13 protein-coding genes are annotated in these 15939 nt (G+C 73.0%); 7 read left to right on the forward strand and 6 right to left on the reverse strand.

Annotated features, from left to right (window positions below; genetic code table 11):
* Window positions 1–32: 32 nt before the first annotated feature.
* Genes HNR08_RS10170 through HNR08_RS10180 form a run of 3 tightly spaced genes read left to right on the forward strand, consistent with a single transcriptional unit; the run spans window position 33 to window position 6316 of the window.
* Complete coding sequence (locus HNR08_RS10170; RefSeq protein WP_183834990.1) at window positions 33–410, forward strand: hypothetical protein; 378 nt, start codon at window positions 33–35, stop codon at window positions 408–410.
* Window positions 407–5329, forward strand: a complete 4923-nt coding sequence (gene mobF / locus HNR08_RS10175; protein WP_183834991.1) for a MobF family relaxase — start codon at window positions 407–409, stop codon at window positions 5327–5329. The genes HNR08_RS10170 and mobF overlap by 4 nt, the downstream gene beginning before the upstream one ends.
* Window positions 5330–5377: 48 nt before the next feature.
* Window positions 5378–6316, forward strand: coding sequence for a hypothetical protein (locus HNR08_RS10180; protein WP_146839049.1), 939 nt, complete (start codon window positions 5378–5380; stop codon window positions 6314–6316).
* A gap of 32 nt (window positions 6317–6348) precedes the next feature.
* On the opposite strand, the gene HNR08_RS10185 is transcribed toward HNR08_RS10180, so the two are convergent.
* From HNR08_RS10185 to HNR08_RS21735, 4 genes are all read right to left on the reverse strand, one after another.
* Window positions 6349–7095 (reverse strand): nucleotidyl transferase AbiEii/AbiGii toxin family protein, encoded by a 747-nt coding sequence (locus tag HNR08_RS10185; protein WP_183834993.1) that lies wholly within the window; start codon window positions 7093–7095, stop codon window positions 6349–6351.
* Window positions 7092–7427 carry a hypothetical protein gene (locus HNR08_RS10190; protein ID WP_146839045.1) on the reverse strand — a complete coding sequence of 112 codons (336 nt, stop codon included), beginning with the start codon at window positions 7425–7427 and terminating at the stop codon, window positions 7092–7094. Before HNR08_RS10190 ends, HNR08_RS10185 begins: the two co-directional genes overlap by 4 nt.
* 181 nt (window positions 7428–7608) lie before the next feature.
* Window positions 7609–8460: a bifunctional DNA primase/polymerase gene (locus HNR08_RS10195; protein WP_146839043.1), complete on the reverse strand. Its 852-nt coding sequence runs from the start codon at window positions 8458–8460 to the stop codon at window positions 7609–7611.
* Between the two features lie 5 nt (window positions 8461–8465).
* The gene (locus tag HNR08_RS21735; RefSeq protein WP_246803112.1) at window positions 8466–8783 is read right to left on the reverse strand and encodes a thioredoxin domain-containing protein; all 318 of its coding nucleotides are present in this window, start codon (window positions 8781–8783) and stop codon (window positions 8466–8468) included.
* A 141-nt stretch (window positions 8784–8924) separates the two neighbouring features.
* Between HNR08_RS21735 and HNR08_RS10205 the strand changes: the two genes are divergently transcribed.
* On the forward strand, window positions 8925–9191 hold the full coding sequence (locus HNR08_RS10205; RefSeq protein ID WP_146839041.1) for a hypothetical protein: 267 nt from the start codon (window positions 8925–8927) through the stop codon (window positions 9189–9191).
* A gap of 69 nt (window positions 9192–9260) precedes the next feature.
* On the opposite strand, the gene HNR08_RS10210 is transcribed toward HNR08_RS10205, so the two are convergent.
* The gene (locus tag HNR08_RS10210) at window positions 9261–10511 is read right to left on the reverse strand and encodes an MFS transporter (protein ID WP_221286342.1); all 1251 of its coding nucleotides are present in this window, start codon (window positions 10509–10511) and stop codon (window positions 9261–9263) included.
* Window positions 10512–10688: 177 nt separating this feature from the next.
* Here HNR08_RS10210 and HNR08_RS10215 point away from each other — a divergent pair, with 177 nt between their 5' ends.
* Together HNR08_RS10215 and HNR08_RS10220 are read left to right on the forward strand one after the other, a co-directional pair.
* Window positions 10689–12938, forward strand: a complete 2250-nt coding sequence (locus tag HNR08_RS10215) for an FAD-dependent oxidoreductase (RefSeq protein WP_146839037.1) — start codon at window positions 10689–10691, stop codon at window positions 12936–12938.
* A 17-nt stretch (window positions 12939–12955) separates the two neighbouring features.
* Window positions 12956–13750: an IclR family transcriptional regulator gene (locus HNR08_RS10220; protein WP_146839035.1), complete on the forward strand. Its 795-nt coding sequence runs from the start codon at window positions 12956–12958 to the stop codon at window positions 13748–13750.
* A gap of 291 nt (window positions 13751–14041) precedes the next feature.
* On the opposite strand, the gene HNR08_RS10225 is transcribed toward HNR08_RS10220, so the two are convergent.
* The gene (locus tag HNR08_RS10225; protein ID WP_146839033.1) at window positions 14042–14269 is read right to left on the reverse strand and encodes a DUF1653 domain-containing protein; all 228 of its coding nucleotides are present in this window, start codon (window positions 14267–14269) and stop codon (window positions 14042–14044) included.
* A gap of 631 nt (window positions 14270–14900) precedes the next feature.
* Between HNR08_RS10225 and HNR08_RS10230 the strand changes: the two genes are divergently transcribed.
* Entirely contained in the window at window positions 14901–15914 is a 1014-nt protein-coding gene (locus HNR08_RS10230) for a LacI family DNA-binding transcriptional regulator (protein WP_146839031.1), read from the forward strand.
* Window positions 15915–15939 lie beyond the last annotated feature (25 nt).

Here is a 15939-nt window from a genome sequence, read left to right on the forward strand (position 1 = left end):
TCCTCTCCGAGACGATCATCGCCTCAGACCAGGTGTCCGGAGAAGCGGGCCAGGCTCCCAAGCGCCGCTACCGGGCCCGCAAGGCCGCCTCGAGCACCGATGCCCCGCACGCCGCGGCTGCCACCCTGGCGGCCCTGGCGCTGGCCGCGGCGCACCAGCAGCGCGCGGCCGCGGCAGTCCAGATCGAACGGGAGATGTCCGCCGCGGTCGACACCGCGGTGAGTCTGCGTGCCCGCGTGGTCACGATCGAGGCCGAGCTGAGCGCGACCCGGGCGGACGCTCGAGCGCTCGCCCTGATCGTGCGGCGGGTGTTCCAGATGCGCGACTGGCGCGGGTACGAGCGCTCACTGCAGGTGATCGTCGATCGCCAGCTGATCGACCGCGCGCCGCTCACCGATCGGGGTGAGTGATCGCCGTGGCCATGAACATCACCAAGATCACCCAGCTCGCCGGTGTGCGGTACCTGCTCAACACGGTCGCCACCGGTGATCGCCCGTCGACCGCTCAGGGCGGGATGAGCGCCTACTACACCGCGGCCGGCACCCCGCCGGGGCGGTGGTGGGGCGCGGGCGCCGCGGCGATCGGGCTGAGCGCCGGGCAGCCGGTCACCCACGACGGCGCCGAGGCGCTGTTCTCCCGGTTCGCGCACCCGATCACCGGCGCACGGCTCGGGCAGACCTCGGTGCAGCTGCACACGGCGCGCGAGCAGGTCTCGGCCAACACCGTCTCCGGGTTCGACCTGACCTTCCGGATCCCGAAGTCCGTCTCGGTGCTGTGGGGCACCGCGGACGAGGCCACGCAGGTCGCGATCCTGGCCGCGCACCACGAGGCGATCGATCAGGCGCTGTCCTGGGTGCAAGACGAGGTGCTGTGCACCAGATCCGGACGCGGCGGGGTGGTGTCGTCCCCCGTGGTCGGGATGGTCGCTGCCCGGTTCGACCACTGGGACACCCGCGAGGGCGACCCGCACCTGCACTCGCACGTCGTGGTCGCCAACCGGGTGCAGCGCGCCGCGGACGGCAAGTGGATGACCGTCGACGGCGCGAGCCTGTACCGGTCGGCGGTGGCCGCGTCCGAGCTGCACGAGAACGTGCTGCTCGACGTGCTGCACGAGCGCCTTGGCCTGACGTTCACCGAACGGGCGCGGACCACCTCCCGGGCCACGAAGTCCGTGGTGCTGGACGTCGACGGGGTCCCGGCCGAGGTCGTCGAGAAGTTCTCCGCCCGGGCCGCGCAGATCCAGCAGGTGGAGCGCGACCTGGTCGCGGCGTGGTCCGCCGAGCACGACGGGCGTGCCCCCGGGCGACGGGACATGGACCGCATCCACCAGAAGGCGTGGGCGGCCACCCGGCGGCCGAAGGACAAGACCCCGCGCCCGCTCGGTGAGCTGGTCGCCGCCTGGCGCGAGCAGCTGCGCACGCTCGGGCACGACCCGGCCGCGATCGTGGCCGGCGCGACCGGCCACGACCGGCAGGTCGTGGCCGCCGATCGCGTCCGCGCCGACGCCCCGGCCGTCGAGACGTTCGCCCGGCGCCTGCTCGAGCAGGCGCGCCGCACCAGCCCGGGCGCCGCCCGCGCGCCCCGGGCCGGCGACCTCGAGGACGACCCGGAGTCGACCGTGCTGCGCGAGCGCGCGGTCGCCCAGGTCGTCGACGGGGCCTTGTCGTCGCGGGCGACGTGGTCGCGGGCGAACCTGCGCGCCGAGGCCGAGCGGCTGACCAGGATGGTGCGCTGCGCCCGGGGTGAGCGAGCGGCGCTCATCGACGCGATCACCGACCTGGCCGTGGCCGAGTGCGTTCCCCTCACCCCGCAGCGGTACGCCCTGCCCGAGGCCGGGCGCGACGACCCGCGCGTGGCCCGCACCACCGCCGCGGCGGGCATGGACGACCCGCTCGCGCGCCGGTTCACCCACCGCCGCGTGCTGGACGCCGAGGCCTGCCTGCGCCACCTGGCCACCGCCCCGGGGCAGAGCGCCCCCCACGTGCCGGAGGCGACCGCCCGCGCGGTGCTCGACCAGGTGCGCACCCCGCACCCGCTCGCCGAGGACCAGGCCGCCGCCCTGGCAGCGACCACCGACCCGGCCACGATCACCGCGGTGGTCGGCCCGGCCGGCACCGGCAAGACCACCACGATGGCAGCCGTGCGCTCCTGCTGGGAGGCCGAGCACGGCCCCGGCACCGTCGTCGGCCTGGCGACCTCCGCCCGCGCCGCGGCCGAGCTGTCCGCGGCGCTCGGGGTCCAGGTGCACACCGTGGCCAAGATGCTCTGGGAGACCAGCCCGGGCGGCCTGGCCGCCCGGGCCGAACGCCGCGAGAACGCCGCTCGGATGGCCGCGCGGCGCTCCCCCAGGGCGCAGGCCGCCGGCGCGCGCCTGCTCACCCAGGTCGACGCGGACGCCGCGACCTACCAGGTCCGGCCCGGGCAGCTGGTGATCATCGACGAGGCCTCCATGACCGGCACCTTCGACCTGGCCCAGCTCGCCCGCCAGGTCGAGGCCGCCGGCGCCAAGATGCTGCTGGTCGGCGACCCCGCCCAGCTCGACGCGCCCGCCGCCGGCGGCATGCTCGGCTGGCTGGACCGCACCGGGCACGCCACCGGCCTGACCTCCGTGTGGCGGTTCCACGAGAAGTGGGAGGCCGAGGCGTCCCTCGCGCTGCGCACCGGTGACGTCCAGGGGCTCGTCGAGTACGAGGAAGCCGGCCGGCTGCGCGGCGGCAGCACCGAGGACATGCTCGAGTCCGCCTACAGTGCCGTCCTGACCGCCAGGGCCGAGGGTCGCTCCGCGATCTTGATCGCCGCGACCAACGACCAGGTCGACGAGCTCAACACCCGCTTCACCCTCGACCGGCGCGCCGCCGGCGACGTCGACACCACTGTCCTGGTCCCGCTGCGCGGATCCGCGGACGCCGGCGTCGGAGAGGTCATCCTGGCCCGCAAGGTCGACCGCACCCTGCGCGACGAGGCCGGCGTCCCGATCCGCAACGGCGACCTGCTCACCGTCATGGCGATCGGCCCGGACGGGTCCGTGCTGGCCGAACGTGGCGACGAGAGCCGTGCCCGCATCACCCTGCCGGCCACGTACCTGACCGAGTCCGTCGAGCTCGGGTACGCCACCACCGCACACCGCGCCCAAGGCGTCACCGTCGACGAGGGACACCTGGCGATCGCCTACGGCGAGCGGATGACCCGCGAGCTGACCTACGTCGCGATGACCCGCGGCCGCTCCCTCAACGTCGCCTGGGTCGGACTGCCCAGCGATGAGGAGCTACGCGCCGAGCACCAGGTCGTCACCGACCGCCCCACACCGTTCACGGTCCTGGCCCGCGCGCTGGCCGCCGAGACCGCCGAGCGCACCGCCCACGAGACGGCCGTGCGCGAGCACGACCAGGCGCACAACCTCGGGCGCCTGGTCGCCGAGTACGAGTACCTCTCGCGCTGGCACCACGGCCCGACCCTGCACGCCCACCTGGTCGCGGTGCGCGGCCAGAACGAGGCCGACGCGATCGCCGCCAGCACCGCCTGGGACGCGCTGGTGGCCACCGCCGCCCGCGCCCGGGCGGTCGACCCCGCCCGCACCGCGCGGCTGCTCGCCCTGCCGATCACCCGCCCCGAACCCGACCAGGCCGGCCAGGGCGTGCTGTTCGGCGCCCAGAACGCGACCGACACCGTCCTCGACCCGGCCGCGATCCTGCAGCACCGCCTGCACGCCGGCATCGTGCAGAACGCCGACATCGGCCCGAACACCCCCGGGTGGGTCGCCGGCGTCGTGCCAGAGCTCACCGGCGCCGACCCGGTCCTGAGCGACCTCGCCTCGCAGTGCGCGGCCCTCATCACCGACCGCATCACCCAGCAGACCGCAGCCCTCGACCAGCAGGGGGCGTCCTGGCTGGACCGCCTGTCGCCCAGGCCCACCGACCCCGCGCGTGCCGAGGCGTGGCAGCGGATGGTGACCGCGGTCGCCGTCTACCGGGACACCTACCAGGTCGAGGGACCCGACCCGCTCGGCCCACGCCCGCGCGGCGCCGACCGGCGCCGAGACCGCGACTGGCAGCGGGTCACCGGCGTCGTCGAGACCTGGGACCACGACACGGTCGACCAGCCGCTGCCCGACCCCTGGCCGGACACCGACCCGTGGGCCGACGTCGACTGGCCGGCCGAGGTCCTGGACATCGAACCGTGGACCGAGGACCTCGCCGCGACCATCGACGACCTGCCGCCCGAACCACCCGAGGACCCGTTCCCCGAACCCGACCCGGAGCCCGTCACCGACGAGCGGACCGTCGAGCGCATCGCCGCGGTGAACGCGGCCGCCTGGGAGCTGTGGCAGTCCCGCGCCGCGGACTCCTGGGTGACCGGCCACCTCGCCGAGCGCGGCCTGCACCCCGAAGCCGGGCACGCACCTGCCGGCTGGACCACCACCCTGGACGCGCTGCGCGCCCGCGGCATCAGCGACGACGCCCTGCTCGAGGCCGGCCTGGCCACCCGGGCATCGACCGGCCGGCTCATCGACCGGTTCCGCGACCGGCTCGCCCTGCCCATCCGCGACGGCCAGGACCGCATCATCGCGTTCACCGCCAGAGCCAACCCCGCCACCACCGACCCGGCCGTCCCGAAGTACCTGAACACCTCCGCCACCGAGGCCTACGACAAGTCCGCGGTCCTCTACGGCCTGGACGCCGGCGCCCGCCGGCGCCTGGCAGCCGGTGCCACCCCAGTGCTGCTCGAGGGAGCGATGGACGTCGCCGCCGTGCGCGAGCTCGCCACCGACGACCTCGTGCCCGTCGCCTCGTGCGGCACCTCGGTCACCGCCGGCCAGCTCGACGAGCTCCGCCGCGCCGCCGGCGGACTCGGGAACCTGATCGTCGCCACCGACCCCGACACCGCCGGCGCCAAGGCGGCCGAGCACGTGTGGCAGCTGCTCAGCCCGAACGAGGCGGCGACCGCCGGCATCGCCACCATGCCCGACGGCCAGGACCCCGCCGACCTCGTCAAGGCCGGCGCGCTCGACACCCTGCGCACCACGCTCACCCGCCCGTCAGCACTGACCCACGCGGTGATCGACGCGCACGCCGACGCCGCGGCGCTCGAAACAGTCGAAGGGCGCATCGCGTTCGTCCGCCAGATGGCCACCAGGCTGCGCAGGCTCCCACCCGAAGCCGTCATCGCCGCCACCGACCACCTGCAGGCCGTCGTCGGCGACGGCCTCATGCCCTCGACGATCCTCGCCGAGGTCGTCGACGCCTACACCCCGGTCCACGCCGAGCACATCGACTACGACCTGCCCGAAGTAGAGCCCTATGAGCGCGACACCCCGGGGGTGGATCTGTAGCGGTCCCGACCCCACCCGGTCCGCCGGTCCGCTGCCTAGGATCGGCCCGTGAGCCAACCCGGCGTTCCCCAGACCGTCTACGCCTACCTGCACCCCGAGGACGAGGACCCGCTCCCCCCGGTGCACTCGGGCGACGTGTACCACTACACCGACATCCACGGGCTGCACGGCATGATCCGTGACAAGGCGCTGTGGGCCTCACACGTCCAGGACCTCAACGACCCGACCGAGCGGCTGTACGGCTGGGGCGTCATCGCCGAGCGCTTCCGGGCGTACCCCACCACCGGAGACGCGCCCGTCGTACGCCTCATGCAAGATGCGATCGAGGCCGCGCGCACACCCGCCGACTGGTTCCCGGACGCGTTCGTGCTGTCGGCCTCGACGGAACCCGACAGCCTCACCCAGTACCGCCTATATGGGCAGCACGCCGCCACCCTTGCGGGGGGCACGTGGACGGCAGCTCCGGGGCGAACGACTGGAGCGTCCTACGATCTCGGGACCGCCTGGCGGCCGGTCCTTTACGGCCCCGACGAGGCGCGCCCGTATGTCGACCGGATGGTCCGTGCCGCGGTGAGGATCATCAGGGCAACACCGCCGGACGAGGAGCCAACGCAGCATGCACCGACGGTGATGCAAATGCTGGAGACGCTCGCGCTTCACATCAAGGATGAGAGCTTCCAGGATGAGCGCGAGGTGCGGCTGGTGTTCAGCGTGCCTAGCCGGTACCCCGGCATCACGAACGTGCGGGTCACCTCCGATGGGCGCCTGGTCACTTTCGTCGCAGCGCGACCGACTGACACCCTCGCTGGCTTCCCGCGGTACGCGGTCAGGGCCGTGCGGCTGGGCCCTCTCGCGGGCTCGGGCCGCATCGCCGAAGCGATCCAGCTCCACCACTTCAATCACTCCGGACTCAACTCGGCATGGCAGCCGTTCCACGAGGCACACAAGTTGCCGGTCGAGCGGACCCAGACCCGGCTCGTGCGGTAGCTGGTGCTGGCCCCCAGCTACGTCCTGGCGGACTAGAGCACCGGGCCCAGGTCGTTGGGGTTGTGCTGCGGGGCGATCGGGGGGCGGGTCGGGTCGGCGCCCCAAGCGGGAGCGATGCGCGCGGGTCCAGCGGCACGATCGCCTAGGTAGCCGGCCCAAACGGTGAACCAGGCGCGTAGCTCGGCGGCGTCGGCGGGCGTCAGGTATGGGGCGAGGTCCTTCTCCTGTAGGCGTGCCGCCTGGCGGAAGCGCTCGGCCAGGAGGCTGCGGTCGAGAGGGTGGACCTCGCGCTGGTCGGCGAGGTCGAGGACCTGCTCGCGGGTGTACCGGCCGGACACGACCGTCTCCCGGACGTCGACGTAGTCGCGGGCCTCCCCGCGCGCGTAGAGGGCGGTCATCTTGGAACCGACAGCGTCGGCGACGTCGAGGACCGGGCCGATGTCGGCGACGGCCACGGGCGGGTGGGTGCGGTAGTCCACGGCCAGGTCCAGCTCGTAGTGCTGGCCGGGCGTGAGCTCGACGACGAGGCGGGCGTACTGGGGACCGCGGCGGTGTTGCTCGGTGGGCCAGCCGTTGCTCTGCAGCGCGTGATGAACAGCGTCAACGGCGGTGGCGAACGCCTCGGGGTCAGCATTCGAGGTGAACAGGTCGATGTCGTCCGAGGGGCGCGCACCCACGCCGTGCGCGGCGAGCGCGAGCCCGCCGGCAAGGGCGAACCCGTGCTCGCCGGCAACGGCCAGTGCGGCGGCCGCGAGCCGGCGCTGCTGGGGATCGATCACGGCGCGGGTCGAAGCTGCGGGAACGCGGCTTGCCAGGCGGTCACGTGTGCGGCTGGCAGTCGCAGCTGCGGCCATAGCCGCACGAGGGTCGCCCCGTCGAGGACGGCGTGCAGGTCGGCCAAGCTGGACGCCTCTCGGATGGTCCGGCTGTACAGCCAGATCACGTCCTGGTCGTCGGTGAGGTCGTAGTCGCGGTGGCCGGACCACTGGATGTGCATCGGGAGGGTCACGCGACCGGCCGTCGGGCCACGCAGCTCGGACAGCGATTCCGGGACGACGGGGGCGGGTTGGTGGCGCGCCCAGGCGCCGCGTGTCGCCGGTGCGAACGCCATGGTGACCACCTCCCCTCGGGCACCACGATAGCGACGCGCGCCAGCGCGAACCGGGGTGCTGCGTCGGTGCGCGCGAACCGTAGTCACCGAGGGTCCGCCTCGGCGGCGCCGTCGGCGAGGTCGCCCATGACGGCCAGGAACTGCAGCAGCCGGTCCTCGGGTGCCGGCGTGGTCGGTGTCGTCACGGCCCCGCGACCTCCCCGACCGCGGCGACCGGCGCGGGCACGGGTGCCGGCGTGTGGTCGACGTCGCCCTGGAACCGGTCGGTCGCGGCGGCCACCGTCTGGTTGATCTGGCGGGAGTCGAGTCCGGCGTCGACGGCGGCCTCGATGACGGGAGCCAGGTCGGCGCCCATCTCCAGGCAGGTGCGGGTGGCCCAGGACAGCAGTGCCGCGCGCTGTCCTGGGTCGGCGTCGCGGACGCGGTGGGCAATGCCGGCGACCCGCGCCGCGAAGTGGTTGTCCGTGCTCTGGCGCGCCGGTGCGGGCAGCAGCTCGGCGATCGCTGCGGCGTCGACGTACCCCCACCCCTGCTCGCGGCGCTCGAGGACGGTGTACCCGCCCGCGGACCCGTCGTCGCGCAGCACCGCCGACGGCGGGGCGGCGACGTAGCCGCCCTCTCCGCTGAAGTCGACGCCGACGTGCGGCCACGCGCGGTCGCGCTTGCCGTCGGGGCGGGCCGGGAAGTAGATGTGCAGCCCGTCGTTCGGGTGGCGACCTTCATCGCCCAGCCGTCCAGCAGCCCGTCGTCCTTGAGCAGGCGGTAGGCGGCGAACCCGCTGCCGCCGGGGTAGGTGTCGGTGTCCACGACGTCGAACCCGCCCGGGCCGGTCGGCAGGCCGATGTTCGCCGCCGTTGCGCGAGTCCACCACTCGTGGCACCTGCGCCAGGTCGTGCGTGGCCTCGCGGACGCCGACCGGCTCCAGCGGCTGGGTCGAGCCGTGCGCGAGCGGGAACACCGCGACGCCGGCGAGGGCGATCGCCAGCGCTGTGCGTGCGGTCTGCCGAGCGCTGAGCGCGGGCCCGGTGGCCATGGCGATCACAGCGACGGCCCGGGCTCGGTCAGGGCGGGCATCTCGCCGATGAGCGTGGGGCGGTGCGCGGACCAGGACTCGCCCGCAGGCGGCACGACCACCGGCGCCTGCAGGTGCCCGGAGGTGACCTGCGCGTACTCCTGCGGGTCGAGCTCGGCGAGGTTGACCTTGACGTGAGGCGCACCGACCTTGTTCAGCTCCCGCTCGGTGGCGGTGCACGTCGGGCAGTGGTCCTTGCCGTAGACCACGGCCGACTGATTCGACCCGTCGACCTGCTGCCACGGGGTGCTCGACCCGAACACCATGCCGGGCGGGGCGGTCATCGTCCCCCCGGCGGCTCCGGTTGCCTGGGAGGACAAGTCGCTAGGAGCTCATCGGCGGCCACCAGTCGCCGGCCCTCATGGGCGGTCAGGGTGAAGCCGACTGGGCCGTGCTCGGCCGGGCAGGCGATGCAGGTGCCGTCGGTGGCCGGCGAGGCGACCCACATCGTCCCCTGCGGTGCCCAGACCGCCCGGTCGGCCGCGGTGTCGACGTTGCGATTGATGGTCGCGCACGAACCGACCGCGACGCAGTCCACCCTCGCCGTCGCACGCGCAGACCTGGTCGCCGGCGAACACCAAGGCGTCGCGGCCGAGCACCGCGTCACCTGCGTTCGCCTCGACGCTGACGTGCCGGCCCGCCGCTTCCAGGCGGCTGTTGCCGATCACCCGGACCTGCACGGGCCGGGTTGAAGCCATGCACCTCCGGCTCGCACGCCCCGCCTGACGGCTCCCCCGTCCGAGCCGTCAGGCGGGCGCGCCTCAGCTGCGGGTCAGGGGCTCCCGGGCGGTCTCCCGGGCACGGAGCACGACGACCAGGGTGATCGCGGCGGCCGCCATCACGTAGAACGCCGGGGCGAGGTTGTTGCCGGTGCGGCTGATCAGGAATGCGGCGAAGGCCGGGGTGATCCCGCCGAAGACCGCCACCGAGATGTTGTACGCGATGGACATGCCGCCGTAGCGGATGTTGGTCGGGAACAGCTCGGCCATCGCGGCGTTCATGGCCCCGTCGTAGGCGGCCATGAAGATGCCGAGCAGGGCCATCGCCAGCGTGGCGGCCCAGAAGTGCCCGGAGCCCATCAGCATCAGCGTCGGGTAGCTGAACAGCACGAAGCCGGCGCAGCCGAAGATCATCACCGGGCGACGGCCGATCCGGTCGGAGAGCAGCCCGAACACGGGCACCAGGGCCGCGATCACGATGAAGCCGATCACGGTGGCGCCGTAGGCCACGGTGGCGCTGTACCCGAGGTCCTGCTTGAGGTAGCTCGGCATGAAGGTCTGCAGGATCCAGTGCCCGACCGCCTTGATCACCACGAAGCCGACGCAGAACAGCAGCGCCTTCCAGCCCTTGGTGATCGACTGCCGCAGCGGGTTCGTCACGGTGTCGCCCGAGGCCTTGGCGGCCTGGAACTCCGGGGTGTCCTCCAGCTTGGTCCGCAGGTACAGCCCGATCAGGCCCAGCGGCAGCGCGAGCATGAACAGCACCCGCCACGCCCACCCGTTCAGCACGTCCTCACCCGCGAGGGCCGTGACCAGGAAGACCAGCCCGCCGCCGACGATGAACGCCGCGAACCCGAAGACGTCGATGAAGCTGGTGACGAAGCCGCGCCGGTTGCTGGGGGCGTACTCGGCGAGCAGGGCGGTCGCGCCGGAGCTCTCGCCGCCGGCGGCGAACCCCTGGACCAGTCGCACGATCACCAGGAGCGCCGGGGCGAGCAGGCCCACCGACTGGTAGGTGGGCAGCAGTCCCATGACGAAGGTCGCGCCGCTGGTCAGCAGGATCACCGACGCCAGGGTGGTCTTGCGGCCGATCCGGTCGCCCATCGACCCCCAGAACAGGCCACCGAGCGGCCGCATGATGAACCCGGCACCGAAGATCGCGAAGGTGGAGAGCATCGCCGCCTGCGGGTCTCCCTCGCGGAAGAAGTGCATCGAGATGACGGTGGCGAGCGTGCCGTACAGGCCGAAGTCGAACCACTCCACGAAGTGCCCGGCGCCGGCGGTGAGGATCACCTTCCGCATCCGGCTCTGTCGGTCCTGATCGCTCAGGGGTGGGCTGGTCACGTCGGTCGACATCGGGTCCTCACTTCGTCGTGGTGTGGTTGACGTTGGCGGCAACGTAGCACTGTCCGGCATCGGAGTACCACTGTGCGGTAACAAGATGCCGCTGAATGGGTATAGCCTCGCCGCATGCAGTCAGCCAGCGCAGCGTTCGACGTCGTCGTCATCGGCGGAGGTCTGGCCGGCACCGCCGCCGCCGTGTCCGCCGCCCGGCTGGGTTCCCGGGTCGCCCTGATCACCAACCGCCCGGTGCTGGGCGGGAACTCGTCCAGCGAGATCCGGGTCTGGGTGGTCGGTGCCACCGCGCACGGCACCCAGAGGTTCGCCCGGGAGACCGGGATCATGGGCGAGCTGTTCCTGGAGAACCAGTTCCGCAACCCGCAGGGCAATGCCATCTACTGGGACCAGGTGGTGCTCGACCTGGTGCGGGCGGAGCCGAACGTGTCCCTGCACCTGAACACCGACGTGCGCACCGTGGCGATGGACCCCGCGGACCCGAGCCGGATCGCGTCGGTCACCGGCTGGACGATGGGCTCGGAGATCGAGACGACCTTCACCGCGCCGGTGTTCCTCGACTGCACCGGTGACGGTCTGATCGGCGCGCTCGCCGGCGCCGAGCACCGGATCGGACGCGAGGGCCGGGCGCGGTACGACGAACCGTGGGCGCCGGACACCGACGACGACGAGCTGCTCGGCTCCTCGATCTTCTTCTCCACCCACGACACCGGGAAGCCGGAGAAGTTCGTGCCGCCGAGCATCGCCCGGGACATCGCCAGCACTCCGATCCTCGCCAACCGCGCGATCCGCACCGGCGACAACGGCTGCAGCTACTGGTGGATCGAGTGGGGCGGCGAGCTCGACACCGTGGCCGACAACGAACGGATCCGGGACGAGCTGTGGAGCGTGGTCTACGGCATCTGGGACCACATCAAGAACTCCGGCAGCTTCGAGGCCGACACCCTGACCCTGGACTGGGTGGGTGCGATCCCGGGCAAGCGCGAGTACCGCCGGTTCGTCGGTGACCACACCCTGACCCAGCACGACCTGCTGGACCAGCGCAGCTTCCCCGATGCGGTGGCCTACGGCGGCTGGTCCATCGACCTGCACCCGGTCGAGGGCGTCTACGCGGAGAAGGCCGGTGCGCAGCAGCGGTACACCAACGGCACCTACGACATCCCGTTCCGCAGCCTCTACTCGGTGAACGTCACCAACCTGCTGTTCGCCGGACGGGACATCTCCGCGTCGCACATCGCCTTCGGCTCGACCCGGGTGATGGCCACCTGCTGCACCCAGGGCCAGGCGGCCGGCACCGCCGCCCACCTGATCAGCTCCCGCGGCCTGACCCCGCGGCAGCTCGGGACCGAACCCGAGCACACCCGGTTGCTGCAGCAGACCCTGATCCGCGCCGACGCACCGCTGATCGGCGTTCGTGCCGACGACCCCACCGACCTCGCACCCCGGGCAGCGATCACCGCGAGCAGCGAGCTCACCGCGCTCAGCACGCTGCCCTACCCGGTGGACGGCAGCTTCCACCTGGACCGGGACGTGGCGATCGTGCTGCCGGTCGACCCGGCGGTGGACACCCTGCGCCTGCGCACCGACTCCGACGCCGCGACCTCCCTGCGCGCCGAGCTCTGGTCCACCGGCCGACCGCAGAACTACGTCCCCGTCCGCCACCTGCGCTCGCTCACCGGGCAGGTCCCGGCCGGTGCGGGGGAGACGGTGCTCGACCTGGACCACCGGGGCACCGAGAACGTGGTCCTGGTCCTGCGCGCCGCGCCCGGTGTCCGGCTGCCGCTGACGCTCGGGCACCCGTACGGGGTGCAGATCATGCGGGCCAAGCACGCCGGGGACGCCGCCTTCGACGACCACATCCCGGACGAGCAGGACCAGCCCGTCACCGACTGGGACGCCCGGACGCTGCGCGGACGCTCGTTCGCCTTCAGCGTCGACGCGGCCTCCTCCGCCTGGCGCGCGCACCGCGTGGTGGACGGCTACCAGCGACCCTTCGGCGGCCCGCACCTGTGGTCCTCCGCACCCGGGGCGCTGGAGCACGGTCCGGTGACCCTCGACCTCACCTGGCCCGAGCCGGTCACCGTCACCGAGGTCGACCTGGTGCTCAACGACGACGTGGACGCCGACCTGATCAACCTGCACCACCACCGCACCCACTGGGACGCGGTGCCCGACCTGGTGCGGGACTACCGGATCGAGGCGCTGGTCGACGGTCGATGGACCGTCGTGGCCGAGGAGTCCGGCAACCGGCACCGCCACCGGGTGCACACCCTCGAGCCCACGGTGACCAGCGCCCTGCGTCTGGTGGTCACCGCCACCCAGGGGTCGCCGGCGGTCACCGTGTGCGCCGTCAAGGTGCACTGACTGCCACACTGACTGCCATGCCGCCGAACACGCCGCCGAACCAGAGCATCGAGCGGGCAGCGCTGGTGCTGCGTGCCCTCGGGTCGGCGGAGACCGGTGCCCTGCGAGCCTCGGACATCGGCCGGGCGATCGGACTCGGGCCGTCGACCACCAGCCGGCTGCTCGCCACGCTGGAGGGACTCGACTACGTCCGGCGCGACCCGGTCAGCCAGGAGTACCGGATCGGCACCGCTGTGCTCCTGCTCGCCAGCCAGGGCCTCAACCACGACCCGGTGCACCGCGAGTCCCGCGCCGCCGCCCAGGAGCTCGCGCACCGCACCGGGCTCACCGCGAACGTCGCCGTCCGGGACCGTGACCACGCCGTCTACCTGTGCCACTTCGAGGGGTCGCTGACCCGGAAGTCGCACACCATGATCGGGATGGCCCAACCGCTGCACGCCTCCGCCCTGGGCAAGGCGCTGCTGCTCGACCTCACCCAGGCCGAACGCGAGGACCTGCTCGGCGACCTGGAGCGCTACACCGACCGGACGCTCACCGACCACGACGCGCTCACCGCCGACCTGTGCACGTCCGCGGGCCGGGGCTGGTGCTTCGAGGACCAGGAGCTGGCGCTGGGCCGGTTCTGCGTGGCGGTGCCGATCAGGAACGCCGCCGGATCCGTGGTCGCCGCACTGTCCATCTCCGGGGGGATGTCGGTGCTGCGCGACCGGGACCTGACCGCGATCACCGAGGACCTGATCGAGGTGGGCGACCGGATCAGCGTGGGCCTGGGGTTGCTGGGCGCGGTGCGGACGTCGGCCGCCCGGGGCTGACCGGGGCTGGCCGAGGTCCGGGTCCCGCCGGGCCGCGTCGGGTCGAGGTCCTCTGGTTGCCGGCGTCGCGGACGCGGTGCTCCGACGGTGGGCGACTTCGCGCTCGGTCGGTTCGCCGAGGTGTGAGCCCCGAGGGTCGACACCATGTCGACGGAGAGGAACCCTCCGATCCACCCGAAGTGCTTCTCCGCGTCCTCGGCGGCTGGACGGCGGTCGCCGTCCCGACGGCCGTGTCGGTACCGGTGGAGCCGCCGCCGGCGGTCGCCGGCTCGAGCGGCCGGGCCGCAAGAGTCACTCCGTGATCGGCGTGAACCGCGGCACGCGCCGGCCGTCGTGCTCGACGGTCTCGACGAACATCGACACCGGACGCACCCACAGCCCGAGCTCGCCGTACAGGGCGCGGTAGACCACCATCTCCTCGCCGGTCTCCGAGTGCCGGGCGACGCCGAGCACCTCGTAGAGGTTGCCCTTGAAGTGCCGGTACCGGCCGGGGACCGGCGTGGTGGTGGGGTCGCTCATGACCCGATTCTCGCCGATGCGCCCTTCAGGCACCGGAGCCCGGGGTGCGCTCCGCGTCCCCGAGCCGGATCTCGTAGTGGACCACCCCCGACAGCGTGCCCACCCGGTCGTCGAGGGCCCGCGCCGCGGTGTTGGTCTCCGCCGTGAGCGGTCAGCCAGTGCACGAGCCCGACCGCGGTCCCCTCCGCGTCCCGGGCGATCGCGCCCCGGAGGTCGCCAGCCGGTGTCACGGGGCGCGCGAAGGTCCCCGCGGTGATGCGCTCGTCGACCGTCGTCTCGGAGAAGGCCAGGTAGCCGCCCCACAGCGTGCGCCAGTCGTCGTGGTCGGCGCGGGCGAGGGGGGGTGATCGTGGTGATGCCGGGGAGGGTAGGCGGGCGACGACTCGAGGGGGCCGCCGCGGTCAGGGGGTGGAACGCGCCCCTCGCGCGCGTCGGCGGCCGGCGTGGGCGGCGCCGTGCCCCGACCCACGGGACGGAGGCTGCCGGTGAGCCGGAGGACGTCCTGGTCCGGGGTCCTCGCCCTGGCGGCGTTCGTGGTGGCTCGTGTTTGACAGCGCCGTGCGCGCTCGCTAAAAATGTCCATGCTACCCACTAACGCGCGTTACTAACGCGAGTGACCAGAGAGTCGACGATGACTGACAAGAATCAGCGGCACGTCACGATGGGGGACGTCGCCGATCGGGTCGGGGTCTCCCGGACCACGGTGTCGTTCGTCCTGTCCGATCGGCCCGGGGCGAACATCCCGGCCGAGACCCGGCGGCGGGTGCTCGAGGCCGTTCGCGAGCTCGGGTACCGCCCGAACGCCGCGGCGAAGTCGCTCGCGTCGCAGCGGACGCACCTGATCGGTCTGGTCACGGAGATCGCGACCGCGCCGTTCGCCGGCGCCATCATCAAGGGCGCCCAGGAGCAGGCGTGGAAGGACGGCAAGCTCCTGCTCATCGTCTCCGCGGAGCGCGACCGGCAGGTCGAGGACGCCGCCGTCGAGACGATGCTCGAGCGTCGCGTCGAGGGGATCCTCTACGCGACCACGTGGCACCGTGCGGTGACGCCGCCTGCGGGGGCCGGAGAGGTGCCCACCGTCCTGGTCAACTGCTTCGACGTCGAGGGGCGCTACCCGTCGATCGTGCCGGACGAGGCCCAGGGCGGCTACGACGCCACCCGGCGGCTGATCGATGCCGGGCACCGCCGGATCGCGTTCATCGCGCTCGACCCGGAGATCCCCGCCACCGTGGGTCGCCGCGAGGGCTACGAGCGCGCTCTGCTCGAGGCCGGGATCGAGCCCGACGAGACCCTCGTCGTGCCGGGGTACGCCGACGCGGAGGGCGGATACGCCCGCGCGCACGAGCTGCTCGCGCTCCCCGAGCCACCGACCGGGATCTTCTGCGGCAACGACCGCATGGCCATGGGTGCGTACGACGCCGTCAAGGAGCGCGGGCTGCGCATCGGGCACGACGTCGGCCTGGTCGGCTTCGACAACCAGGAGATCATCGCCGGCTACCTGCGGCCGGGCCTGACCACGGTGGCGCTGCCCTTCGAGGAGATGGGAGCCCGAGCCGTGCAGATGCTCACCGAGAGCCCCTCCGCCTCCGGCGCGTTCGCGCCCTTGCTGACCCACTGCCCGCTCGTCGAGCGGGCCTCCGCCTGACCCCCGCTCCTCCCCGGACCCCCAC

Origin of the sequence: Cellulomonas hominis (assembly GCF_014201095.1) — a bacterium.
Taxonomy (GTDB): domain Bacteria; phylum Actinomycetota; class Actinomycetes; order Actinomycetales; family Cellulomonadaceae; genus Cellulomonas; species Cellulomonas hominis.

Bases quoted from the DNA above. Each gene is read 5' to 3' on its own strand.
- HNR08_RS10225 (WP_146839033.1), bottom strand. From the start codon at position 14,269: ATGAGCGACCCCACCACCACGCCGGTCCCCGGCCGGTACCGGCACTTC.
- HNR08_RS10195 (WP_146839043.1), bottom strand. From the start codon at position 8,460: ATGGCCACCGGGCCCGCGCTCAGCGCTCGGCAGACCGCACGCACAGCG.
- HNR08_RS21735 (WP_246803112.1), bottom strand. From the start codon at position 8,783: ATGACCGCCCCGCCCGGCATGGTGTTCGGGTCGAGCACCCCGTGGCAG.
- HNR08_RS10215 (WP_146839037.1), top strand. From the start codon at position 10,689: ATGCAGTCAGCCAGCGCAGCGTTCGACGTCGTCGTCATCGGCGGAGGT.
- HNR08_RS10220 (WP_146839035.1), top strand. From the start codon at position 12,956: ATGCCGCCGAACACGCCGCCGAACCAGAGCATCGAGCGGGCAGCGCTG.
- HNR08_RS10230 (WP_146839031.1), top strand. From the start codon at position 14,901: ATGACTGACAAGAATCAGCGGCACGTCACGATGGGGGACGTCGCCGAT.
- HNR08_RS10190 (WP_146839045.1), bottom strand. From the start codon at position 7,427: ATGGCGTTCGCACCGGCGACACGCGGCGCCTGGGCGCGCCACCAACCC.